The organism is Pseudomonas wadenswilerensis (assembly GCF_024749185.1).
Classification (GTDB): Bacteria; Pseudomonadota; Gammaproteobacteria; order Pseudomonadales; family Pseudomonadaceae; genus Aquipseudomonas; species Aquipseudomonas wadenswilerensis.
The window spans coordinates 1,647,157-1,670,804 of the sequence record NZ_CP087191.1 but is presented as its reverse complement, the minus strand read 5'-3'; the positions used below and the strand labels follow the sequence as shown (position 1 = coordinate 1,670,804).

General features: G+C 62.4%; 26 protein-coding genes. All 26 read right to left on the bottom strand.

From position 1 onward, the window contains the following. Window positions 1-30: 30 nt before the first annotated feature. The 26 genes from LOY45_RS07750 to LOY45_RS07625 all read right to left on the bottom strand — a co-directional run bounded on the left by LOY45_RS07750 (window position 31) and on the right by LOY45_RS07625 (window position 23,604). The gene (locus LOY45_RS07750; protein ID WP_010225042.1) at window positions 31-423 is read right to left on the bottom strand and encodes a DUF2802 domain-containing protein; all 393 of its coding nucleotides are present in this window, start codon (window positions 421-423) and stop codon (window positions 31-33) included. Between the two features lies 1 nt (window position 424). Then, a complete protein-coding gene (locus LOY45_RS07745) occupies window positions 425-904 on the bottom strand; it encodes a chemotaxis protein CheW (RefSeq protein WP_010225041.1) in 480 nt (159 codons plus the stop codon). A 64-nt stretch (window positions 905-968) separates the two neighbouring features. Next, window positions 969-1,838 (bottom strand): CheW domain-containing protein, encoded by an 870-nt coding sequence (locus tag LOY45_RS07740; protein WP_115088061.1) that lies wholly within the window; start codon window positions 1,836-1,838, stop codon window positions 969-971. Next, entirely contained in the window at window positions 1,838-2,626 is a 789-nt protein-coding gene (locus LOY45_RS07735) for a ParA family protein (protein WP_010225035.1), read from the bottom strand. Before LOY45_RS07735 ends, LOY45_RS07740 begins: the two co-directional genes overlap by 1 nt. Window positions 2,627-2,671: 45 nt before the next feature. Further along, a complete protein-coding gene (gene motD / locus LOY45_RS07730; RefSeq protein WP_115088062.1) occupies window positions 2,672-3,559 on the bottom strand; it encodes a flagellar motor protein MotD in 888 nt (295 codons plus the stop codon). Between the two features lie 3 nt (window positions 3,560-3,562). Beyond that, entirely contained in the window at window positions 3,563-4,303 is a 741-nt protein-coding gene (locus LOY45_RS07725) for a flagellar motor protein (RefSeq protein WP_115088063.1), read from the bottom strand. Beyond that, window positions 4,303-5,424: a protein-glutamate methylesterase/protein-glutamine glutaminase gene (locus LOY45_RS07720; RefSeq protein WP_115088064.1), complete on the bottom strand. Its 1,122-nt coding sequence runs from the start codon at window positions 5,422-5,424 to the stop codon at window positions 4,303-4,305. The genes LOY45_RS07725 and LOY45_RS07720 overlap by 1 nt, the downstream gene beginning before the upstream one ends. 44 nt (window positions 5,425-5,468) lie before the next feature. Beyond that, on the bottom strand, window positions 5,469-7,697 hold the full coding sequence (locus LOY45_RS07715; RefSeq protein WP_258578925.1) for a chemotaxis protein CheA: 2,229 nt from the start codon (window positions 7,695-7,697) through the stop codon (window positions 5,469-5,471). A 12-nt stretch (window positions 7,698-7,709) separates the two neighbouring features. Next, window positions 7,710-8,498: a protein phosphatase CheZ gene (locus LOY45_RS07710; protein WP_010225027.1), complete on the bottom strand. Its 789-nt coding sequence runs from the start codon at window positions 8,496-8,498 to the stop codon at window positions 7,710-7,712. 19 nt (window positions 8,499-8,517) lie between these two features. Continuing rightward, the gene (locus tag LOY45_RS07705) at window positions 8,518-8,892 is read right to left on the bottom strand and encodes a chemotaxis response regulator CheY (protein WP_036990294.1); all 375 of its coding nucleotides are present in this window, start codon (window positions 8,890-8,892) and stop codon (window positions 8,518-8,520) included. A 103-nt stretch (window positions 8,893-8,995) separates the two neighbouring features. After that, complete coding sequence (gene fliA / locus LOY45_RS07700) at window positions 8,996-9,736, bottom strand: RNA polymerase sigma factor FliA (RefSeq protein WP_115088066.1); 741 nt, start codon at window positions 9,734-9,736, stop codon at window positions 8,996-8,998. Beyond that, window positions 9,733-10,566, bottom strand: a complete 834-nt coding sequence (gene fleN, locus LOY45_RS07695) for a flagellar synthesis regulator FleN (RefSeq protein ID WP_038613333.1) — start codon at window positions 10,564-10,566, stop codon at window positions 9,733-9,735. The genes fliA and fleN overlap by 4 nt, the downstream gene beginning before the upstream one ends. A gap of 120 nt (window positions 10,567-10,686) precedes the next feature. Beyond that, window positions 10,687-11,997, bottom strand: a complete 1,311-nt coding sequence (gene flhF / locus LOY45_RS07690; protein WP_134063580.1) for a flagellar biosynthesis GTPase FlhF — start codon at window positions 11,995-11,997, stop codon at window positions 10,687-10,689. An 11-nt stretch (window positions 11,998-12,008) separates the two neighbouring features. Then, a complete protein-coding gene (gene flhA, locus LOY45_RS07685; protein ID WP_115088068.1) occupies window positions 12,009-14,138 on the bottom strand; it encodes a flagellar biosynthesis protein FlhA in 2,130 nt (709 codons plus the stop codon). A gap of 169 nt (window positions 14,139-14,307) precedes the next feature. Further along, window positions 14,308-15,444, bottom strand: coding sequence for a flagellar biosynthesis protein FlhB (flhB, locus tag LOY45_RS07680; protein ID WP_115088069.1), 1,137 nt, complete (start codon window positions 15,442-15,444; stop codon window positions 14,308-14,310). Window positions 15,445-15,446: 2 nt separating this feature from the next. Then, a complete protein-coding gene (gene fliR, locus LOY45_RS07675; protein ID WP_115088070.1) occupies window positions 15,447-16,223 on the bottom strand; it encodes a flagellar biosynthetic protein FliR in 777 nt (258 codons plus the stop codon). 7 nt (window positions 16,224-16,230) lie between these two features. Further along, window positions 16,231-16,500 (bottom strand): flagellar biosynthesis protein FliQ, encoded by a 270-nt coding sequence (fliQ, locus tag LOY45_RS07670; protein ID WP_038996371.1) that lies wholly within the window; start codon window positions 16,498-16,500, stop codon window positions 16,231-16,233. Between the two features lie 21 nt (window positions 16,501-16,521). Then, on the bottom strand, window positions 16,522-17,274 hold the full coding sequence (fliP, locus tag LOY45_RS07665) for a flagellar type III secretion system pore protein FliP (protein WP_115088071.1): 753 nt from the start codon (window positions 17,272-17,274) through the stop codon (window positions 16,522-16,524). Then, window positions 17,274-17,729: a flagellar biosynthetic protein FliO gene (gene fliO / locus LOY45_RS07660; protein WP_115088072.1), complete on the bottom strand. Its 456-nt coding sequence runs from the start codon at window positions 17,727-17,729 to the stop codon at window positions 17,274-17,276. Before fliO ends, fliP begins: the two co-directional genes overlap by 1 nt. After that, the gene (gene fliN / locus LOY45_RS07655) at window positions 17,730-18,194 is read right to left on the bottom strand and encodes a flagellar motor switch protein FliN (protein ID WP_010225007.1); all 465 of its coding nucleotides are present in this window, start codon (window positions 18,192-18,194) and stop codon (window positions 17,730-17,732) included. Window positions 18,195-18,240: 46 nt separating this feature from the next. Then, the gene (gene fliM, locus LOY45_RS07650) at window positions 18,241-19,209 is read right to left on the bottom strand and encodes a flagellar motor switch protein FliM (RefSeq protein WP_010225006.1); all 969 of its coding nucleotides are present in this window, start codon (window positions 19,207-19,209) and stop codon (window positions 18,241-18,243) included. A gap of 9 nt (window positions 19,210-19,218) precedes the next feature. Next, window positions 19,219-19,713 (bottom strand): flagellar basal body-associated protein FliL, encoded by a 495-nt coding sequence (gene fliL, locus LOY45_RS07645; protein WP_115088073.1) that lies wholly within the window; start codon window positions 19,711-19,713, stop codon window positions 19,219-19,221. 131 nt (window positions 19,714-19,844) lie between these two features. Then, window positions 19,845-21,134 carry a flagellar hook-length control protein FliK gene (locus LOY45_RS07640; RefSeq protein ID WP_134063586.1) on the bottom strand — a complete coding sequence of 430 codons (1,290 nt, stop codon included), beginning with the start codon at window positions 21,132-21,134 and terminating at the stop codon, window positions 19,845-19,847. A 79-nt stretch (window positions 21,135-21,213) separates the two neighbouring features. Then, complete coding sequence (locus LOY45_RS07635; RefSeq protein WP_134063588.1) at window positions 21,214-21,561, bottom strand: Hpt domain-containing protein; 348 nt, start codon at window positions 21,559-21,561, stop codon at window positions 21,214-21,216. A 25-nt stretch (window positions 21,562-21,586) separates the two neighbouring features. Beyond that, entirely contained in the window at window positions 21,587-23,302 is a 1,716-nt protein-coding gene (locus LOY45_RS07630; RefSeq protein ID WP_115088076.1) for an ATP-binding SpoIIE family protein phosphatase, read from the bottom strand. Beyond that, a complete protein-coding gene (locus tag LOY45_RS07625; RefSeq protein ID WP_115088077.1) occupies window positions 23,299-23,604 on the bottom strand; it encodes an STAS domain-containing protein in 306 nt (101 codons plus the stop codon). The genes LOY45_RS07630 and LOY45_RS07625 overlap by 4 nt, the downstream gene beginning before the upstream one ends. Window positions 23,605-23,648: the final 44 nt, after the last annotated feature.

Genomic DNA, 23,648 nt, shown 5'->3' with positions numbered 1-23,648 from the left:
AAGGCCGGCTCCCACAGGCCGCGATTGATTTCAGCTGCGGTGCAACTTGCTCATCAACTCCGCCTCAGCCTGGGTCAAACCGCAGGACTGGGTCAGTTCATCAACGCTGGCACCCATGCCCACCAGCCGCGCCGCTTGCGCGAACGACAGGCTGTTGGGGTCACGCTGTTCCAGTTGCAGGAGCTTGTCCGGCAAGGGCGCAACCACCGCCCGCAGCTCGTGCAGGGCTTCACCCATGCGCACGCTGCCGTTCTGGTAGTCGTCCAGGCGTTTGCCCAGGTCCTTGATGCGCTGGTCACGCACAGCATCGCCCTGGGCCTGTTGCGCGGCCAGCTCACGCTGGCGCTTGCTGTAGTTCAGGAAGAACCACAGGCTGACCGCCCACAGCAGCGCCAGAAATATGACTGCAACCTCGAGGATCAACTCAGATGTTCTCCAGCTCGGACCACTCTTCCTCGGTCATCATCTTGTCCAGCTCGACCAGGATCAGCAGTTCGTTGTTCTTGTTGCACACGCCCTGGATGAACTTGGCCGATTCCTCGTTGCCGACATTCGGCGCGGTCTCGATTTCCGACTGACGCAGGTAAACCACTTCAGCGACGCTGTCGACCAGGATGCCGACCACTTGCTTGTCGGCCTCGATGATGACAATACGGGTATTGTCGGTGATCTCGCTCGACAGCAGGCCGAAGCGCTGGCGGGTGTCGATCACGGTGACCACGTTACCGCGCAGGTTGATGATGCCCAGCACGTAGCTCGGGGCACCCGGGACCGGGGCGATCTCGGTGTAGCGCAGGACTTCCTGCACCTGCATCACGTTGATGCCGTAGGACTCGTTGTCCAGCTTGAAGGTCACCCACTGCAGGATCGGATCTTCGGAACCTTGTGCAGACGATTTTTTCATTCCCCTATCCCTCAAAATCCGCCATCGGCGGAGTGCTCAGTGCGGTCGCGGCAGATGCGGCCGATTATTTATGGGTGCTGTGCAGCTGCTTGACCGCACCGCTGGCGATCAACTCGGCCAGTTCGGCGACGTCGAGCAACGCGCACATGTGTTCGATAACGGTGCCAGCCAGCCAAGGCCGCTGGCCACGCTGGCTGCGCCATTTGATTTCGTTGGGGTCCAGACGCAGCGAACGGCTGACCTGATGTACCGCCAGGCCCCATTCGTAGCCCTGGACCGAAATCACGTACTGCAAGCCCTGGCGAAAATCATCCCGGTAACGATCGGGCATGACCCAGCGGGCGGTGTCCAGGACCTTGAGGTTGCCGCTCTGGCTCGGCAGGATGCCGAGGAACCAGTCAGGCTGGCCGAACAACGGTGTCAATTCGTGGCCCGCCAACGAGTAGATCGAGCCAAGGCACACCAGCGGTACCGCCAGGGTCAGCCCCGCGACGTCGAACAACAGGCATTCGAACGGCTCGGCGGCCCAGGCCGGACGGCCGTCGATCGTGGCCGGCGGTACCGGTTGATTCGGTGCCGGCGGCAGGTGCACATCCACCAGTGGCTCGATCGGCGCAACCTGGGCGACCTCGACCGCAGGCTCAGGCTCAGGCTCAGGCACTTCGACCACGGGCTCGACCACCGGCGGCAAGGTCAGCGGCAACACCGACCGTGGCGGCTCGGCAAACGGCAGTGGCGCAGGCGTCACGACCGCCTGGGCTGCGACCTGGGCATCACGGGCCTGCTCTTCACGTACCGCCGCCTGGAACTCGTCCGGCTCGACCGATACCGGCACTGCCTCATCGAGTTCTTCGGTGGCCTCCTGCAGCAAGCCATCGAGGTAGCTCTGCAGGGCCATTTGTGGCCGGCTGGCAAGCTGTTGAGGGCGATTCATCAGGCCACCTGCAAGGCAAGGTTCTGCGTCAGCAGGTGCTTGAGCAAGGCCCGGTAAGCCACCACGCCGCGGCTCTTGCCGTCGAATTGCGAGGGCGTCTGCCCGGCCCGGCTGGCATCACGCAGGCGCGTGTCGACCGGGATATAGCCTTGCCAGATATGTTCGGGGTACGCGTCGCGCAGCACCCGCAAGGTGCCCATGGAGGCCTGGGTGCGGCGGTCGAACAGGGTCGGCACGATGTGATAGGGCAAGGCCTGCTTGCGCGAGCGGTTGACCATCGCCAGGGTGCTGACCATGCGCTCCAGGCCCTTGACCGCCAGGTACTCGGTCTGCACCGGGATCACCAGCTGCTGGCTGGCCGCCAGGGCATTGACCATCAGCACGCCGAGCAACGGCGGGCTGTCGATGATGGCGTAGTCGAAATCCTGCCACAGCTGCGCCAGAGACTTGGCGATCACCAGGCCCAGGCCACTCTGGCCCGGCGACTGGCGCTCGAGCACGGCCAGGGCGGTACTCGAGGGCAACAGCGAGATCTTCTCGTCGCTGGTCGGCAGCAGCAACTGCCCGGGCAAGCCTTCGGGCACCGTGCCCTTGTGCAGGAACAGGTCGTAGCAGCTGTGCTCCAGCGCATCGGGGTTATGCCCGAAATAGCTGGTCATCGACCCGTGCGGGTCGAGGTCGACGACAACCACGCGCTTGCCCGCCTCGGCCAGCAGGCCGGCCAGGGCGATGGACGTGGTGGTCTTGCCGACTCCACCTTTTTGATTGGCTACTGCCCAGACTCTCATTGCGTTGCTTCCTCCCGGTACGGCAGCCTGCCCTGCCGGGATCGGTTATAGGGTCGGTGACGGGGAATTGACGCGTTTGTCGCCCACCGTCGGTGCTACCGCAGCCGGTGCAGTTTGTGTGCCAGCCCGCTTCATGGCCGCATCCGGAGTGGCATTGGCGCTGCCAGTACCGGTCAGGCTGCGGCGTACTTCCAGGTTGCGCGAGATCACCAGCACCACCCGTCGGTTGCGCGCGCGACCTTCAGCGGTGTCATTGCCGGCGATCGGCTGAAACTCGCCATAGCCGACCGAGGCCATGCGCGCCGGATTCACCCCTTCCATCGCCAACAGGCGGACGATGCTCGCCGCCCGCGCCGACGACAGCTCCCAGTTGGTCGGGTACTGCGCCGTGCGGATCGGCAGGTCATCGGTAAAGCCTTCGACATGCACCGGGTTGGCGAACGGCCTGAGGATATTGGCCACCTTCTCGATGATGTTGAACGCCACATCGCTAGGCATGGCGTCGCCGCTGCCGAACAACAGCGAGGAATTGAGTTCGATCTCGACCCACAGTTCGTTGCCGCGCACGGTCATCTGGTCGGACTTGATCAGGTCGCCGAAGGCGTCGCGTACGTCATCGGTGATGGTCTTCAACGGGTCGCTGCTGGTTTGTGCCAGGCCTGCGTCGACCTGCTCACTGTCCTTGATCAACGGCTCGGCCGGCTTGACGCTGAGCGGGCGCTCGTCGCCGATGGGGATCGGCTTCATGCTCCGCTCGGGGTCGTTGAACACGCCGATCAGGGCCTGGGAAATGACCTTGTACTTGCCCTCGTTGATCGAGGAGATCGAATACATGACCACGAAGAAGGCGAACAGCAAGGTGATGAAGTCGGCGTAGGACACCAGCCAGCGTTCGTGGTTTTCATGCTCTTCGGGTTGTCGACGGCGCGCCATGTGTTACTCCATGAAGCCCTGAAGCTTCAGCTCGATCGAGCGCGGGTTTTCGCCCTCGGCGATCGACAGCAAACCTTCCAGGAGCATTTCCCGGTAGCGCGATTGACGCAGGGCCAGGGCTTTGAGCTTGTTGGCGATCGGCAGCAGGATCAGGTTGGCACTGGCCACGCCATAGATCGTGGCGACGAACGCCACGGCAATGCCGCTACCCAATTGCGACGGATCGGCCAGGTTGCCCATCACGTGGATCAGGCCCATCACCGCACCGATGATACCGATGGTCGGCGCATAGCCGCCCATGCTCTCGAACACCTTGGCGGCCTGCACATCACGGCTTTCCTGGGTGTAGAAATCCACCTCGAGGATGCTGCGGATGGCTTCGGGTTCGGCGCCGTCGACCAGCAACTGCAGGCCTTTGCGCGCATACGGGTCCGGCTCGGCATCGGCGACCCCTTCAAGGCCCAGCAGGCCTTCCTTGCGCGCGGTCAGCGACCAGTTGACTACCCGGTCGATACCGCCGGCCAGGTCGATCCGTGGCGGGAAGAGGATCCAGCGCACGATCTGCAGCGCGCGCTTGAAGGCGCTCATGGGCGACTGCAGCAAAGCTGCCGCCAGGGTACCGCCAATTACGATCAGCGCCGCCGGGCCATTGAGCAGCGCCGACAGGTGACCGCCCTCGAGGTAGTTGCCGCCGACGATGGCGACAAACGCCAGGATGATCCCGATAAGGCTCAAGACATCCATCAGACGCAGGCCTCGACCAGGTGCTTGCCGATCTCGTCCAGGCCGTAGACGGCGTCGGCCAGGTTGGCTTTGACGATGGCCATGGGCATGCCGTAGATCACGCAGCTGGCTTCATCCTGGGCCCACACCGTGCTGCCGCCCTGCTTGAGCAGGCGTGCGCCTTCCCGACCGTCGGCGCCCATGCCGGTGAGCACCACCGAGAGCACCTTGTCGCCATAGGACTTGGCCGCCGAGCCGAAAGTGATGTCCACGCACGGCTTGTAGTTCAGGCGCTCATCGCCCGGCAGGATCTTCACCGTGCCGCGGCCGTCGACCATCATCTGCTTGCCGCCAGGGGCCAGCAGGGCCAGGCCCGGGCGCAGCATGTCGCCGTCTTCGGCTTCCTTGACGCTGATCTTGCACAGTTTGTCGAGGCGCTCGGCAAAAGCCTTGGTGAACGCCGCCGGCATGTGCTGGATCAGCACGATCGGCGCCGGAAAGTTGGCCGGCAACTGGGTCAGGACCCGCTGCAGGGCAACCGGGCCGCCGGTGGAAGTGCCGATGGCGACCAGCTTGTACGGCTTGCGCTTGGGCGCAGGCGACGTGCTGGCTGCCGCTGCGCTGGTACGTACCGGGGCTGCGGCGCGCGGCGCGGGCGTGCTGCCCAGGCTGCTGACGCTTGGCTGCGCGGCCGGCGCCGGAGCCGGGGTTGGCGCCGGGCTTGCGTAGGCACTGAAACGACGGTTGCTACGGGAAATGGTATGGACCTTTTCGCACAGCAACTGCTTGACCTTCTCCGGGTTGCGCGAGATGTCTTCGAAGTTCTTCGGCAGGTAATCGACCGCACCGGCATCCAGGGCATCGAGGGTGACGCGCGCGCCTTCGTGAGTCAGCGAGGAGAACATCAGCACCGGGGTCGGGCAACGCTGCATGATGTGACGCACGGCGGTGATGCCATCCATCATGGGCATTTCGTAGTCCATGGTGATGACATCGGGCTTGAGCGACAGCGCTTGGTCGATCGCTTCCTTGCCGTTGGTCGCGGTACCGACGACCTGGATAGTCGGGTCCGCTGAAAGAATTTCCGAGACACGGCGGCGGAAGAAACCGGAATCATCCACCACCAGGACCTTGACTGCCATAAACACTCCATTAGGGGGCGCGGCGTAACGCCGCGCCACCAGAATCAAATACGCCGGGCGGCGTAACGCTTGAGCATGCTCGGTACGTCGAGGATCAGCGCAATGCGCCCGTCACCGGTGATGGTGGCGCCCGACATGCCCGGGGTGCCCTGGAGCATCTTGCCCAGCGGCTTGATGACCACTTCTTCCTGGCCTACCAGTTGATCGACGACGAAGCCGATCCGCTGGGTACCGACCGAAAGGATCACCACATGGCCTTCGCGCTGCTCTTCATGAGCGGCGGAGCTGACCAGCCAGCGCTTGAGGTAGAACAGCGGCAAGGCCTTGTCACGCACGATCACCACTTCCTGGCCGTCGACCACGTTGGTGCGCGACAGGTCGAGGTGGAAGATCTCGTTGACGTTGACCAGCGGGAAGGCGAACGCCTGGTTGCCAAGCATGACCATCAGGGTCGGCATGATCGCCAGGGTCAGTGGCACCTTGATGACGATCTTCGAGCCCAGGCCCTTGGTCGAGTAAATATTGATCGAGCCGTTGAGCTGGGAAATCTTGGTTTTCACCACGTCCATGCCCACGCCACGCCCGGACACATCGGAAATCTCGGTCTTGGTCGAGAAGCCCGGGGCGAAGATCAGGTTGTAGCACTCGGTCTCGCTCAGGCGATCGGCCGCGTCCTTGTCCATCACTCCGCGCTTGACCGCGATGGCGCGCAACACGTCGGCGTCCATGCCCTTGCCGTCATCGGAGATCGACAGCAGGATATGGTCGCCTTCCTGTTCGGCCGAGAGCACCACCTTGCCGCCACGGGACTTGCCCGAGGCCTCGCGCTCTTCCGGGGTCTCGACACCATGGTCGACGGCGTTGCGCACCAAGTGCACCAGCGGGTCGGCCAGGGCTTCGACCAGGTTCTTGTCGAGGTCGGTCTCTTCACCGACCAGCTCCAGGTTGATTTCTTTCTTCAGCTGCCGGGCCAGGTCGCGAACCAGGCGCGGGAAGCGCCCGAAGACCTTCTTGATCGGCTGCATGCGGGTTTTCATCACCGCGGTCTGCAGGTCGGCCGTCACCACGTCGAGGTTCGACACAGCCTTGGACATGGCCTCATCGCCACTGTTCAGGCCCAGGCGCACCAGGCGGTTACGCACCAGCACCAGCTCGCCGACCATGTTCATGATCTCGTCGAGACGTGCGGTATCGACCCGTACGGTGGTCTCGGTTTCGCTGGCCGGGTGCTTCTCGGCAGCCGGTGCGGCCTGGCGCGCAGGCGCCGCTGCCGCAGCCTTTGCCGCCGGGGCGGGCGCGGCGGCAGGAGCAGCAGCCTTGGCGGCAGGTGCCGGCGCAGGCTTGACCGCAGCTTTGGCTGGCGCTGCGGTGGCGGCAGGCGCTGCAGTGACAACGGCATCCGGGACGAACTTGCCCTTGCCGTGCAGCTCGTCGAGCAGCGCTTCGAACTCGTGCTCGGAGATATGATCGCCGCCTGCCGCAGGCGCAACGGCCTCGGCAGGTGCACTCGCGGCGCCCGGCAGTGCATCGACGGCAAAGTTACCCTTGCCGTGCAACTGATCGAGCAGTGCTTCGAACTCATCGTCGGTGATGTCACCACTGACGTCACCGCCTGCGGCGGCTGCAACGGGCGCTTCAGCTGCGGCACCGAGGCTGTCGGCGGCGAACTGGCCCTTGCCGTGCAACTGGTCGAGCAGCGACTCGAACTCGGCGTCGGTGATTTCGTCACTGGCCGGCTCGGTCACCTGGGCCTCGGCTTCGGCCTTGACCGCATTGAGCGAATCGAGCAGCTGTTCGAATTCGGTATCGGTGATATCCGCTTCGGCCTCGGCCGCTGGCGTTTCAACCACCTCCGGTTCAGGTGCAGCAACCTCGTCTTCCCCGGCAGGCTCGGCCAGGCGCGACAGCGCCGCCAGCAGCTCAGGGGTGGCCGGGGTGATATCGGTGCGCTCGCGCACCTGGCCGAACATGCTGTTGACCGTGTCCAGGGCTTCCAGGACCACGTCCATCAGTTCGGCATCAACGCGCCGGGCACCCTTGCGCAGGATGTCGAACACGTTTTCGGCGATATGGCAGCACTCCACCAGCTCGTTGAGCTGGAGGAAGCCGGCGCCCCCTTTTACAGTGTGAAAACCGCGAAAAATTGCATTGAGCAAATCGGCATCATCCGGACGGCTTTCCAGCTCGACCAGTTGCTCGGACAGTTGCTCAAGAATTTCGCCGGCTTCTACCAGGAAATCCTGAAGGATTTCTTCATCGGCGCCGAAGCTCATTAAACGTGCTCCCTAAAAACCCAGACTGGACAGCAGATCGTCGACATCGTCCTGACCGGACACGACGTCTTCACGCTTATCGGCATGAATCTGCGGACCTTCACCCCGAGTCGGATGTTTTTCTTGATCTTTTTCAGCGCGCAGCTGCTGGTGGTCATGTTCGATACCGGCAAAGCGGTCGACCTGGCTTGCCATCAGCACGAGCTTGAGCAGATTGCTTTCTACTTCGGTAACCAGCGTCGTGACGCGCTTGATCACCTGGCCGGTCAGGTCTTGGTAGTCCTGAGCCAGAAGGATGTCATTGAGGTGCCCGGCGACCTTGCGGCTGCCCTCCTCGCTGCGTGTCAGGAAACTGTCGACACGCTTGGCCAGCTCACGGAATTCCGGTGCCGCCACTTCGCGGCGCATGAAACGCTGCCAGTCGACGCTCAACGCCTTGGCCTCGTCGCTCAATTCATTGAGTACCGGCGTGCTGGCTTCGACCAGGTCCATGGTGCGGTTGGCCGCGCCCTCGGTCAGCTTGACCACGTAGGACAGGCGTTCGGTGGCATCGGTAATCTGCGACACTTCCTCGGCCTGCGGCATGTGCGGGTCGATCTGGAAGCTGACGATCGCGCTGTGCAACTCGCGGGTGAGTTTGCCGACTTCCTGGTACAGGCCTAGGTCACGGGTCTGGTTCAGCTGATGGATCAGTTGCACCGCATCGCCGAACTTGCCTCGTTCCAGGCTGTCGACCAGTTCCTTGGCGTGTTTCTTGAGTGTCGACTCAAACTCGCCCAAGGATGATTGTGTTTGCTCCATAGCGCCCCCGTGGCGTACCTCAGCTATTGACGCGCTCGAAGATCTTTTCGATCTTTTCTTTCAGCACCTGGGCGGTAAATGGCTTGACCACGTAGCCGTTGACCCCGGCCTGGGCGGCTTCGATGATCTGCTCGCGCTTGGCTTCGGCAGTCACCATCAGCACCGGCAGGTGTTTCAGGCGCTCGTCGGCACGCACTTTGCGCAGCAGGTCGATACCGGACATGCCGGGCATGTTCCAGTCGGTCACCAAAAAGTCGAAATGACCGCTTTCAAGCATTGGCAGCGCGGTGTTGCCGTCGTCGGCTTCCTGGGTGTTGGTAAAGCCCAGATCACGCAACAGGTTCTTGATGATCCGCCGCATCGTCGAAAAGTCGTCCACGATGAGGATTTTCATGTCTTTGTTCAATTAGACCTCCAAGCAGTCTTTAACGCGTTCAGCGCGGAACGCGCATTCAATCAATTCGGCATTACATTTCACGACTGCATCGAACCGGTGTTCAACGCGCCCGCCATTCCCCCAGGCGACCACGCAAACGTGCCGCGCACTGGCTGTGCAACTGGCTGACACGCGACTCACTCACCCCCAGGACCTCACCGATCTCCTTGAGGTTGAGTTCTTCGTCGTAGTACAGCGCCAGGACCAGACGCTCGCGTTCCGGCAGGTTGGCGATGGCATCGGCCAAGGCTGCCTGAAAACGCTCGTCTTCCAGATCGCGCGAAGGCTCGAGCTGGGCACTGGCACCGTCCTCGTGCAGCCCTTCATGTTCGCCGTCCTGCAGCAGGTCGTCGAAACTGAACAGGCGGCTGCCCAGGGTGTCATTCAAAATCCCGTAATAATCATCGAGACTCAATTGAAGTTCGGCAGCAACCTCGTGATCTTTAGCGTCACGGCCGGTTTTTGCTTCAATTGCTCGAATCGCGTCACTGACCATGCGGGTATTGCGGTGTACCGAACGCGGCGCCCAGTCGCCCTTGCGCACTTCATCGAGCATGGCGCCGCGGATGCGGATACCGGCATAGGTCTCGAAGCTTGCACCCTTGCTCGCGTCGTACTTGTTGGAGACTTCGAGCAGGCCGATCATTCCGGCCTGGATCAGGTCCTCCACCTGCACACTGGCCGGCAAACGCGCCAGCAAGTGGTAGGCGATGCGCTTGACCAGCGGCGCGTAACGTTCGATCAACTCGTACTGGGCATCACGCGAGGCCTTGCTGTACATCCGATAACCGCTGGCGTTCATAGCACCGGACCCGCGCTCGTCGGTTGCACCAGGCGCTCGACAAAAAACTCCAGGTGACCCCGTGGGTTGGCAGGCAGCGGCCAGGTATCGACCTTCTGGGCAATGGCCTTGAATGCCAGCGCGCACTTGGAACGCGGAAAGGCTTCATAGACCGCTCGCTGCTTCTGCACCGCCTTGCGCACACATTCGTCGTAAGGCACCGCACCGACGTATTGTAAGGCGACATCGAGGAAGCGATCAGTGACCTTGGTCAACTTGGCGAACAGGTTGCGCCCTTCCTGAGGGCTCTGGGCCATGTTCGCCAGGACGCGGAAGCGGTTCATGCCGTAATCGCGGTTGAGCAACTTGATCAGCGCGTAGGCGTCGGTGATCGAGGTGGGCTCGTCGCACACCACCAGCAGCACTTCCTGGGCGGCGCGGACAAAACTGACTACCGAGTCACCGATACCCGCAGCGGTGTCGATCACCAGCACATCGAGGTTGTCGCCGATCTCGCTGAAAGCCTGGATCAGGCCGGCGTGCTGGGCCGGAGCCAGGTGCACCATGCTTTGCGTGCCCGAGGCCGCCGGCACGATGCGCACACCACCGGGGCCTTGCAGCAGCACATCGCGCAGCTCGCAACGGCCCTCGATGACGTCGGCCAGGGTGCGCTTGGGCGTCAGGCCCAGCAGCACGTCAACGTTGGCCAGGCCCAGATCGGCGTCCAGCAGCATGACCCGACGGCCAAGCTCAGCCAGCGCCAATGACAGGTTCACTGACACGTTAGTCTTGCCAACGCCACCTTTGCCGCCGGTCACGGCGATCACCTGTACGGGATGCATGCTACCCATGTTTGTTCTTTACCTTGTCTTACTTAGACCGAGGCCACATGACTGGGCTGCGCTTTCAACACCTGAAAAATGCCTGGCAGACCATTGATGTAGGTACTTTGCAACGTATTCAAGTTCACCTCAGCCCACGCGTTTGCCGGAGCTGTGGTAGAGATCAGCGAACATGTCGGCCATGGCCTCTTCGCTGGGCTCGTCCTGCACCTGCACGCTCACTGCGCGGCTGACCAACTGGTGCCGGCGCGGCAGATGCAGGTCGTCAGGAATGCGCGGGCCATCGGTAAGATAGGCCACCGGCAGTTCGTGACTGATTGCCAGGCTCAACACCTCGCCGAGGCTGGCGGTTTCATCTAGCTTGGTCAGGATGCAACCGGCCAGACCACAACGTTTGTAGCTGTGATAGGCGGCGGTGAGCACCTGCTTCTGGCTGGTGGTTGCCAGCACCAGGTAATTCTTGGCCTGAATCCCGCGCCCGGCAAGGGTTTCCAGTTGCATGCGCAGCGCCGGGTCGCTGGCCTGCAGGCCGGCGGTATCGATCAGCACCACGCGCTTGCGCAGCAGCGGGTCGAGGGCCTGGGCCAACGACTGGCCCGGGTCAACGTGAGTAACCGACACGTTGAGGATCCGCCCCAGGGTCTTGAGCTGCTCCTGGGCGCCGATACGGAAGCTGTCCATGCTCACCAGGGCCAGGTTCTGTGCGCCGTACTTGAGCACGTAACGCGCGGCGAGCTTGGCCAGGGTGGTGGTCTTGCCCATGCCTGCCGGACCGACCATGGCAATGACACCGCCTTCTTCAATCGGTTCGATTTCCGGCACCTGAATCATGCGCGCAAGATGCGCCAGGAGCATGCGCCAGGCATGGCGTGGCTCTTCGATCTCGGTGGTCAGGTCAAGCAGCTCACGGGCAATCGGACCAGACAGGCCGATGCGCTGCAGGCGGCGCCAGAGGTTGGCCTGCTGCGGCTTGTTGCCCTGCAACTGGCTCCAGGCCAGCGAGCCGAGCTGGACTTCGAGCAGCTCACGCAGCCCCGACAGTTCCGAGCGCATCGAGTCGAACAGGCGCGGATCAATGGGTGCGGCGGCCGGCGCAGCAGTCGTCACCGGCGCTTCGACCTGCGGATCGACCAGCGGCTCGGAGGCAGTCAGCGGCAGGCCGGCAAACAGCTGGCGGTTGGCGTCTTCGCTGTCGCTGCGGCTGCTCAGTTCGGCCTGCGCGGTGACGATGCGCGACTGGGTCTTGCGCAGCTCGTCTTCGAGCTCGACATTCGGCACCCGCGGCGCCAGGGCGGACAGCTTGTAGTCCAGCGCAGCCGTCAGCTCGACACCACCAGCAATCCGGCGATTACCGATGATGGCGGCCTCGGCCCCCAGCTCATCGCGAACCAGCTTCATGGCCTGACGCATATCGGCGGCGAAAAAACGCTTAACTTGCATAACCCACTACCTCAGCCGTTCGGGCCCACTGTGGCGACGATGGTAACTTGCTTGTTGTCAGGTATTTCCTGATACGCCAAAACATGCAAATTCGGTACAGCCAGGCGACCGAAGCGCGACAGCATGGCTCGTACCGGTCCTGCGACCAGGAGGATCGCCGGCTGCCCTTGCATCTCCTGACGCTGGGCGGCTTCGATCAACGAACGCTGAAGCTTTTCGGCCATGCTCGGCTCAAGAAGAACACCGTCTTCCTGGCCTTGCCCAGCCCTTTGCAAACTATTGAGCAAAATCTGTTCCAATCTTGGCTCAAGGGTGATCACAGGCAGCTCGGACTCAACGCCGACAATGCTTTGCACGATGGCGCGACACAATCCGACGCGCACCACCGCCACCAGCGCGGCGGTATCTTGACTCTTGGCCGGGTTGTTGGCGATAGCCTCGGCAATGCTGCGAATATCACGCACCGGAACCTGTTCGGCGAGCAACGCCTGCAGGACCTTGAGCAGCCCCGACAAGGAAATGACGCCCGGCACCAGCTCCTCGGCAAGCTTGGGCGAGGCCTTGGCCAGCACCTGCAACAGTTGCTGCACTTCTTCGTGGCCGATCAGCTCGTGGCAATGCTTGTGCAGGATCTGGTTGAGGTGGGTCGCAACCACGGTACTGGCATCCACCACGGTGTAGCCCAGCGATTGTGCCTGGCTGCGCTGGTTGACGTCGACCCACACCGCCTCCAGGCCAAAGGCCGGGTCGCGGGCGGCAATGCCGCTGAGGGTACCGAACACCTGCCCGGGGTTGATCGCCAGCTCCCGGTCCGGGTAGATCTCCGCCTCAGCCAGGATCACCCCCATCAGGGTCAGGCGGTAGGCACTAGGCGCCAGGTCGAGGTTGTCGCGAATGTGCACCGTAGGCATGAGAAAGCCCAGATCCTGGGACAGCTTCTTGCGCACGCCCTTGATCCGCGCCAGCAACTGGCCGCCCTGGTTGCGGTCCACCAGCGGGATCAGCCGGTAACCGACCTCAAGGCCGATCATGTCGATCGGGGTGACGTCATCCCAACCCAGTTCCTTGGTTTCCATGGCGCGCTGCGGCGATGGCAGCAGGTCCTGCTGGCGCTGCACCTCTTCCAGGGCCTTGAGCTTGACCTGGTTCTGCTTGCGCCACACCAGATAAGCACCACCAGCGGCCAGCAGGCCGAGACTCAGGAAGGCAATGTGCGGCATCCCCGGCACCAGGCCCATGACGATCATCAGGCCCGCGGAGACCGCTAGGGCCTTGGGCGAGTCGAACATCTGCCGGTTGATCTGCTTGCCCATGTCCTCGGAGCCCGAGGCGCGGGTGACCATGATCGCGGCCGCCGTGGACAGCAACAACGATGGCAGCTGCGCCACCAAACCGTCACCGATGGTCAACAGGGCGTAGACCTTGCCGGCATCGGCAAAGGTCATGTTGTGCTGGAACATGCCGACGGCCATGCCGCCGATCAGGTTGATGAACAGGATCAGCAGGCCGGCGATGGCGTCACCGCGAACAAACTTGCTGGCACCGTCCATCGAGCCGTAGAACTCGGCCTCGCCGGCCACTTCGGCACGGCGTGCCTTGGCCTGGGCCTGGTCGATCAGGCCGGCGTTGAGGTCGGCGTCAATGGCCATCTGCTTGCCGGGCATGGCGTCGAGGGTGAAGCGCGCACTCACCTCGGAAATTCGCCCGGCGCCCTTGGTCACCACCACGAAGTTGATGATCATCAGGATCGCGAAGACCACGATACCGACCACGTAGTTACCGCCGATCACCACCTCGCCGAAGGCCTGGATCACCTTACCGGCGGCCTCGTGGCCGTCGTGACCGTGGAGCATCACCACCCGCGTGGACGCCACGTTGAGCGCCAGGCGCAATAGCGTCGCCACCAGCAGGATGGTCGGAAATGCGGCGAAATCCAGTGGGCGCAGGGCGTAGACGCAGACCAGCAGGACCACGATCGACAAGGCGATGTTGAAGGTGAAGAACACGTCGAGCAAAAACGGCGGGATCGGCAACATCATCATTGCCAGCATCACCAGCAGCAACAGCGGCACACCCAGGTTACCCCGGCCTAGACCGACCAGGTTGCTACGGGCACTGTTGATTAACTGAGAGCGATCCACCGGTATTCCTCGTTAGCTCAAGCAAAACTTTGACGCCTTTGAGGCGCGCAGCGCTGCCTTTGCAAGAAGCCTTCCAACTTTGTTGAACGAGGTGGTTTGAGTGACTCGGGGCTGCTGCGCAGCCATCGCCGGCAAGGCCGGCTCCCACAATGAATCTGCGTAGACTTGGTCAGGAGTCGCGACGCAGATCCGGCGGGATCGGCAGGTCCTTGAGCGGCTCCGGCGGCTTGCCCTTGCCGGCGCGGTACTGGCGGATCTGGTAGACATAGGCCAGCACCTGGGCCACTGCCAGGTACAAGCCGGCGGGAATCTCTTCTTCAAGCTCGGTGGAGTAGTAGATCGAACGCGCCAGCGCGGGCGATTCGAGCACCTGGATCTTGTGCTCGTTGGCGATCTCGCGAATCTTCAGGGCGATAAAGTCGGCCCCCTTGGCCAGCAGCAGCGGTGCCGCACCCTTCTCCGGGTCGTATTTGAGCGCTACGGCATAGTGGGTCGGGTTGGTGATGATCACGTCCGCCTCGGGGATCGCCGCCATCATCCGCCGCTGCGAAGCCTCGCGCTGCAACTGGCGAATGCGCTGCTTGACCTCGGGCTTGCCCTCGGAATCCTTGTATTCGTCGCGCACTTCCTGCTTGGTCATCAACAGTTTCTTGTGCGCCTGCCAGAGCTGGATCGGCACGTCCACCGCTGCGATGATCAACAGCCCCGCCGCCATCCACAGCGCACTCCAGCCAACCACCTGGACGCTATGAATGATCGCCTGCTCCAGCGGCTCGTTGGCAATCGCCAGCAGATCATCGCGGTCAGCCGACAACACCGTCAGGGCGACGATCAGAATCATGAAGAACTTGGCCAGCGCCTTGAGCAGCTCGGACAAGGCGTTGACCGAGAACATCCGCTTGATCCCCGATAGCGGGTTCATGCGGCTGAACTTCGGTGCCAGCGAACTGCTGGAAAACAGGAACCCACCCAGCGACACCGGGCCGATGATTGCCGCGATCAGCAGCACCAGCAACACCGGCTGGGTAGCCAGCAGGGCCATCTTGCCGGAGGCCATGAGGAAAATACCCATGGACCGTTCATCGATGAGCACCTCGCGGGACAAGCTGAAATTGATGCGCATCAGCTCCATCAGGGTTTGCGCCAGGCCACCGCCAAACGCCAGCAGCGCACCCGCGCCCGCCAGGGTCACCGCGACCGTGTTGAGTTCCTTGGAACGCGCAATCTCGCCCTTCTCGCGCGCGTCCTTCTTGCGTTTCTCGGTGGGGTCTTCTGTTTTGTCCTGACCGCTTTCGCTCTCTGCCATGCTCAGCGCGCCCGTGCCAGTTCACGCAGCCACTGCAAGGCTTCGGAAGCCAGCGACTGATAGTGAGGGAGTATATCGGCCAGGGTGATCCAGAAGATCACCATCCCCAGCACCAGGGTCAGCGGAAAGCCGATGGAAAAGATGTTCAACTGCGGCGCCGCCCGGGTCATCACGCCAAAAGCAATGTTGACCACCAGCAGCGCGGCAATGGCCGGTAGCACCAGCAGCAGCGCCGCCCCCAGCACCCAACCCAGATGTCCGACCAGGTCCCAGAAATGATTGACCAGCAAGCCGCCACCCACAGGCAAGGTGGTAAAGCTCTCGGTCAGTACTTCGAAGACCACCAGGTGGCCGTTGATAGCGAGGAACAGCAAGGTCACCAACATGGTCAGGAACTGGCTGACCACCGCGACGTTGACGCCGTTGGTCGGGTCGACCATGGAGGCGAAGGCCATACCCATCTGGATCGCGACGATCTGCCCGGCAATGACGAAAATCTGGAAGAACAACTGCAGCGCCATGCCAAACAGGGCGCCGATGACGATCTGCTCGGCCACCAGCAACAGCGCCTTGAAGTCCAGCGCCTCGACCACCGGCATCGGCGGCAAGCCAGGGACGATCACCACGGTAATCGCCAGGGCGAAATACAGGCGAATGCGCGCCGGCACAAGGGTTGTACCAAAGATCGGCATGGTCATCAGCACAGCGGTGACGCGAAACAGCGGCAGGATGAAACTGGCCACCCAGGCACCAATCTGCGCATCGGTCAGCTCGAGCATCGCCGGATCAGCCAATCAGCTGCGGAATGCTGCCGTACAACGACAGGATGTATTCCATGAATTTCTGCACCAGCCACGGACCGACCACGATCAGGGTCACCAGCATCACCAGCAGGCGCGGCAGGAAGCTCAGGGTTTGTTCGTTGATCTGGGTGGCAGCCTGGAACATCGCCACGATCAGGCCCACCAGCAGGCTCGGCACCACCAGGATGGCAACCATCAGGGTGGTCAGCCAGAGCGCGTCACGGAACAGGTCGACAGCCACTTCAGGGGTCATGGACTACTTCTCCTCGCGGCGTCAGACGCCGCCGAAACTGCCGGCCAGGGTACCCATGATCAGCGCCCAGCCATCGACCAGGACGAACAGCATGATCTTGAACGGCAACGAGATGATCAGCGGCGAGAGCATCATCATACCCATGGCCATCAGCACACTGGCGACCACCAGGTCGATGATCAGGAACGGGATGAAGATCATGAAGCCGATCTGGAACGCGGTCTTGAGCTCGGAAGTGACGAAGGCCGGCACCAGGATGGTCAGTGGCGCCTGATCGGGGCTGGCGATATCCGTGCGCTTGGACAGGCGCATGAACAGGTCAAGGTCGCTCTCGCGGGTCTGCGCCAGCATGAAGTTCTTCAGCGGCGCCTGGGCCTTGCTGATCGCGTCCTGGGCGCTGAGCTTCTCAGCCAGGTACGGCTGCACGGCTTCCTGGTTGATCCGGTCGAACACCGGCGCCATGATGAACAGGGTCAAAAACAGCGCCATGCCGTTGAGAATCTGGTTCGACGGCGTCTGCTGCAGGCCCAGGGCCTGACGCAGAATGGAAAAAACGATGATGATGCGGGTAAAGCTGGTCATCAGCACGACAAATGCCGGGATGAAGCTCAGCGCCGTCATGATCAGCAGGATCTGCAGGCTGACCGAGTACTCCTGCTGGCCGTCAGCCCCGCTGGACAGGGTGATCGCCGGGATCGACAGTGGATCGGCCGCCAAAGCCATAGGCGCCACCAGCATCAGCAGCAGCGCCAACATCATGCGCAACGCGCCCATTACGACCTTCCCTTCTGATCCTTGCCCATCAGCTCCATCAGGCGCTGGGCGAATTCTGGTGTTGCCTGACGCGCACTGGCGGGCACTTCAATCGGTTCGGCCATGACATGCAGGGCCTCGATGGTACCCGGCGAATGACCGATGAGAATCTGCTCCTTGCCGACCTGTATCAGCAGCAGGCGATCTCGCGGCCCCAGTGAACGGCTGCCGAGGATCTCGATGACCTGAGCACTGCCCGGTGCGGCGTTCTGCACCCGGCGCAGCAGCCAGGCAAGCAAAAAGATCAGCCCCAGCACCAACAGCAAGCCCAGTACCAGCTGGGTCAACTGCCCCGCCGCGCTGCCGCTTGCCGCAACCGGCGCCACGACTGCGGCAGCCGGTTGCGTCGTGGCCAGGGCGACGTCTACATACAGGCCACAGGCCAGGGCCAGGCTGTTGCGCAGGAGCCTGTTCACTCAGCGCAGCTTCTTGATACGTTCGCTTGGGCTGATCACGTCAGTCAGGCGGATGCCGAACTTTTCGTTGACCACAACCACTTCGCCATGGGCGATCAGGGTGCCGTTGACCAGCACATCGAGCGGCTCACCGGCCAGGCGGTCAAGCTCGATCACCGAGCCCTGGTTGAGCTGCAGCAGGTTGCGGATGTTGATTTCGGTGCTGCCCACTTCCATGGAAATGCTCACTGGAATATCCAGGATCACATCCAGGTTCGGACCATCGAGGGTGACCGGCTCGTTGCTGCGCGGCGAACTGCCGAACTCTTCCATGGCCAGGCGGTTGGGCGATGTATTGCCGGCATCGGCAGCCAGCAAGGCGTCGATATCGGACTGCCCGGCGTCGCCGGTTTCTTCCAGGGCCGCGGCCCACTCATCGGCCAGGGCCTGCTCCTCCGGGGAGGTGATATCGTTTTCGTTAGCCATTTTGTCCTCGACGGGCAATCAATTCGGAGTTGGAACCACGAGCGCCTCAGCGGCGCTCGATCGGATCGATAATCTGCAGGGCCAGGTTGCCCTTGTGCGAACCCAGCTTGGCCTTGAACGACGGCACGCCGTTGGCCCGCAGGATCAGCTCTTCCGGCAGCTCGACCGGAATCACGTCGCCCGGCTGCATGTGCAGGATGTCGCGCAGCTTCAACTGGCGACGGGCGACCGTGGCACTGAGCGGAACGCTGACGTCCAGCACGTCTTCACGCAGGGCCTTGATCCAGCGTTCGTCCTGGTCATCCAGGTCGGACTGGAAGCCCGCGTCAAGCATTTCGCGCACCGGCTCGATCATCGAGTACGGCATGGTCACGTGCAGGTCGCCGCCGCCACCATCGAGTTCGATATGGAAGGTCGAGACCACCACCGCCTCGCTCGGCCCGACGATGTTGGCCATGGCCGGGTTGACCTCGGAGTTGATGTACTCGAAGTTGACCGGCATGATCGCCTGCCAGGCTTCCTTGAGGTCGACGAAGGCCTGGTCCAGTACCATGCGCACCACGCGCAGCTCGGTCGGGGTGAACTCGCGGCCTTCGATCTTGGCGTGACGTCCGTCGCCGCCAAAGAAGTTGTCCACCAGCTTGAACACCAGCTTGGCGTCGAGGATGAACAGCGAGGTACCGCGCAGCGGCTTGATCTTCACCAGGTTCAGGCTGGTAGGCACGTACAGCGAATGCACGTACTCACCGAACTTCATCACCTGCACGCCGCCGACCGCGACGTCGGCGGAGCGACGCAGCAGGTTGAACATGCTGATGCGGGTATAACGGGCGAACCGCTCGTTGATCATTTCCAGGGTCGGCATGCGTCCGCGGACGATCCGGTCCTGGCTGGTCAGGTCATAACTTTTGACACTGCCGGGTTCGGCATTGCTCTCGGTTTGCACCAGACCATCGTCGACGCCATGCAGCAAGGCATCGATTTCATCCTGGGACAGCAGGTCCTGCACGGCCATCTGGGGCTCCTACTGCAATACGAAATTGGTAAACAGCAACTGGTCGACGACCGGCTTGCCGACTTCCTTCTGCGCCACTTCCTGGACACTCGCGGTGGCCTTCTGACGTAGCATTTCCTGGCCGACCGGGCTGGCCAGGGTGTCGAAACCCTGCCCCGAGAACAGCATGACCAGGTTGTTGCGAATCACCGGCATATGCACCTTGAGGGCGTCCAGCGCTGCCTGGTCACGGCCTTGCATGGTGATGCTCACCTGCATGAAGCGCTGGCGGCCGTTCTGGTTGAAGTTGACCACGAAGGCCGGCGCCAGGGGCTCATAGATCGCCGCAGGCTTGAGGTTGGCCAGGGCCGGATCAACCGCTGGCTTGCCCTCGGACGCGTGCAGGAAGAACCAGGTGGCGCCAACCGACAGACCGATAGCCAGCAGCAATGCCAGCACCAACAGCAGGATCAGCTTGAGTTTGCCTTTAGCGGCGGGGTCTTTCTCTGCTTCGCTCTTCGCCATGCCAATAATCCGTCATTCATCGGAGATTTCAGTCACATGGCGAGGGTTGAGCAAGTGTTATGCCAACCTGGAAGGGCAAGGCTGCGCCTTGCATCGCCGGCAAGGCCAGCTCCCACAAAGACCGCAGCCAATCAGGCGTAGTAATCCACGGCGCTTGAGCCCACAACCGACTGCTGCTCGACCGGCATTGCGCCTGGTGCGATTTCAGCGGATTCGCCAGACTCATTGCGCCGCGCAGCCACGCCGCTGAGCTTCGGCGTGTCCTGGGCACCCTGCTGCTGTCCGCCACGGGACTGGTCGGCGACGTTGACGTCCGGCTGCCCGAGGCCTTGCTGGGCAAACATCTCCTTGAGACGGTGGACCTGGTTTTCCAGCGCCTCGCGCACCCCGGCATGACCACTGACGAAGGTCACCTGTGCCTGCTGCTCGGGCGCCAGGTTGACGCGAATGTCCAGGCGCCCGAGCTCGGCCGGCTCAAGTTTGATATCCGCCGATTTCAGGTTCTGGCTGGACAGGTACATGACCCGGTTGACCAGACCCTCGGTCCAGCCGCTCTGGTTCATCGCCAACGGTTGATTGAGCGGCGCGGCCACCGGCACGGCATTGGCGGTCTTGGCCGTGGCCGCCTGGGTCAGGCTGCTCAGGCGCTCGGCAAAGTTGTCAACACGGGTATCGCTCGAAGCGCTCTTGAGATCCTTGAGACCATCATCGATCAGGCCGCTGAAGGCTTTTTCGCCCGGCTCGCCCTGTTCAGCATCGGCACCGGGCTTGTCCAGCAGGGCCGCCAGTGTATTGACGGCAGGCTGCGCCGTTGCCGCTTCAGGCTGGGCATTGCCGGCCTTGCCTGCGGTATGGGCGGAGGTGGTGCCCTGGGCCTGGGCACTTTGCTCCAGGGCCAGGCGCAAGGCCGGCAGGTCAGCCAGCGGATCGGCCTCGGGATCGAACTCGGGCTCTTCGGCTATCGCCTGGCCTGGCGTCGAAGCCACCTGCAATTGTGCAGCCGCAGCCTGGATCACCGGCGCCACGGCTTCAGCCTGGGCCTGGATCAACTGCGCCCCCGGCTGCGCATCGGTCACTTGCCCAGCCACCAGACTGGGGTCGAGCAAGGTCGGGTCAGACAACTGCGAAGGTTCGACCTCGGCGCTGTCCTGGTCTTCAGGCAAATTCTTGCCGCTGTCGGCAACCTTCGACTGGTCGGCGGCAGCATTCTTGCCGCCAGTTGCACCAGCGGTGGTTTTCTCAGGCACAGGCGTGTCTTTGACGCCTACAGCCGTCTCACGAGACTGCTTGGCATACACATCGGAAAAGCCGGACGCCTTGTCGTTAGGGGCCTGCAGCGATTTATCCGGCGCACCGGCAGCGGCGCGCGACGGCTTCGCCACGGCACTGGTTTGCAGCAGGGGGTTGGAGGCGACAGGCATGTAGGAGTCTCCGCTACAGAAGTCGTAAACGTGAATTAGCGAAGACTACGCAAAACTCGCGCCAGGTTTGAACTTATGCTCAACCAATCGACACCCGCTGGCGTTCGTCGTAATACAAGCCACGGACCGCTGCGTACTCGCGGTCGATCTGGTTGATCAAATCTTCGATTCCTTGCAGCGGCCCATGGTTGACCCGATCTTCGAGCTGCCGGCACAACTCGGCCAGCGCCACGGCGCCCATATTGCTGCTGCTGCCCTTGAAACTGTGCGCCGCATGCGCCAGCTCGTCGGCGTTCTTCGCCCCATGCAACTGGCTGAGGCGTATTTCGGAATCTGCAAGAAAGGTCTCGAGCAATTGCAGGTAGCCATCTTCCATGACCTCCTGCAAGTCGCTGAGCACCTTGCGATCGATGTGAATTTCGGACACTTGCTCACTCCTTGATCAAGTTGGATTATGCCAGAGCCTCCCAGGCGAACTCCACGCATGCGCGACGCCCCTCGTCGACCCATTCGGCACGCCGGCTCAACCGGCGTATGAGGTTCAGCCCGCGCCCGCACAACCCTTGCTCGGACACAGGCCTGGCGAGCACTTTACTCACATTGAAGCCCTTGCCGCTATCTTCGACCTCAATTATCAGACGCCCGCCCCGCGGCCCGGGTTCAACCCTCAGGTGCACGCGGATGAACCCCTCGCTCAGGGCCTGCAGACGCTCATTGCGCATCTGGTAATAACTTGCAAAGCTGCGCGCATCGCGCTTGAGCGCTGAGTCCAGGCCCAGCACCCCATGTTCCAGGGCATTGGAATACAGCTCGGTCAGCACACTGTGCAATGCCCCGCTCTGAGCCCGCAGACCATGAATCTCCTGCAGCAGCTGCAGCAAGTACGGTAACGGATTGAAACGCTTTAGCGTGTCGGCACGAAATTCAAATTGCAACGACCAGTCCAGCGGGCTCGACTGACCACTGTCAGAATAGATCACCGGAGGCGGCGACAACAGTTGCGGCTCGACCACCTCGATATCCAGCAGGCTGACGTCGTCTCGCGAGCGCCCGCGAAAACCCTCCAGCGCCTGCAGGACTTCTTCGAACAACAGCGCCGGCCGACGGTTGGCACCCAGAACCTGACGCAGGCGTTCGACGCCAAACAACTGCTCGTTGTCGTCACTGGTATCGACCACGCCATCGGACAGCAGAAACAGGCGCTCGCCCAGGGCCAGGGGCAGCACTTCGGTAGTGTCGTCGAAGCGCTCCGGCGTCAGGATTCCCAAGGGCAGGTGACGCGAAACCAGTGGCATGGGTTCGCCGCCACCGGCCGGCAACAGATAACCGTCGGGCATCCCACCATTCCAAACCTCTACCACCCGCCGCTGAAAGCTCAGGTTGAGTAACAGTGCACAACAGAACATGTCCACCGGCAGGATGCGCTTGAGCTTGGCATTCATCTCCCGCAAGGTTTCGGCCAGGCCGTAGCCCTTGGCGGTCATGCCGTAGAACACTTCAGCCAACGGCATGGCACCTACCGCAGCCGGCAGGCCGTGCCCGGTAAAGTCGCCGAGCAGTACGTGCATATCACCCGCCGGGGTGAAGGCCGCCAGCAGCAAGTCGCCGTTGAACAAGGCGTAGGGGGATTGCAGGTAGCGGATGTTCGGCGCACTCAGACAGCCGGCATGGGCCACCTGGTCGAACACCGCCTTGGCCACCCGCTGCTCGTTGAGCAGGTGATTGTGATGGCGGGCGATCTGGTCGCGCTGCTCAAGCACCGTGGCCTGCAAGCGGCGCAAACGGTCCATCGCCTTGATTTTGGCGGCGAGGATCACCGGGCTGTAGGGCTTTGCCAGAAAATCGTCGCCACCCGCCTCCAGGCAGCGCACCAGTGCCTGTTCTTCACTCAAGGATGTAAGAAAGATGATCGGCACCAGCGCCTCACCCGCCAGCGCCTTGATCTGCCGCGCCGCCTCGAAACCGTCCATCACCGGCATCAAGGCATCGAGCAGAACGATGTGCGGGCGCTGTTCGGCAAACAGGGTCACCGCCTGCTCGCCGTTTTCGGCGGTGAGCACTTGATGCCCCTGTTTACGCACGATAGTGGCGAGCAGCAAACGGTCTGCCGCGCCATCTTCGGCGATCAGTACAGTGAGCGCTTCGAAATCATGGGCTGGCTGGCTCAACTGATGTCGAACAGCTTTTCGAAGTTGGAGATGGCGAGGATCTTTCGCACATCGGAGCTGGTGTTGACCACGCGGATTTCCGAATCGTCCCCCCCCACGTGATCGCGCAGCAGCAACAGCATGCCCAGGGCCGAACTGTCCAGATAGGTGGCGTCCTTGAGGTCGACAACCACTGACTCCGGCTTGCGCGGCTCGTCCTCGTAGGCGTGGCGAAATTCCTGATGCTTGCCGAAGTCAAAACGCCCTTTGACCTTTATCGTCAGCTTTTTCCCATCCGGGGATACTTCAGATACAACTGCCATGTCGATGATTCCTTCCATTGCGACGATTGCAGACACCTAGAAGG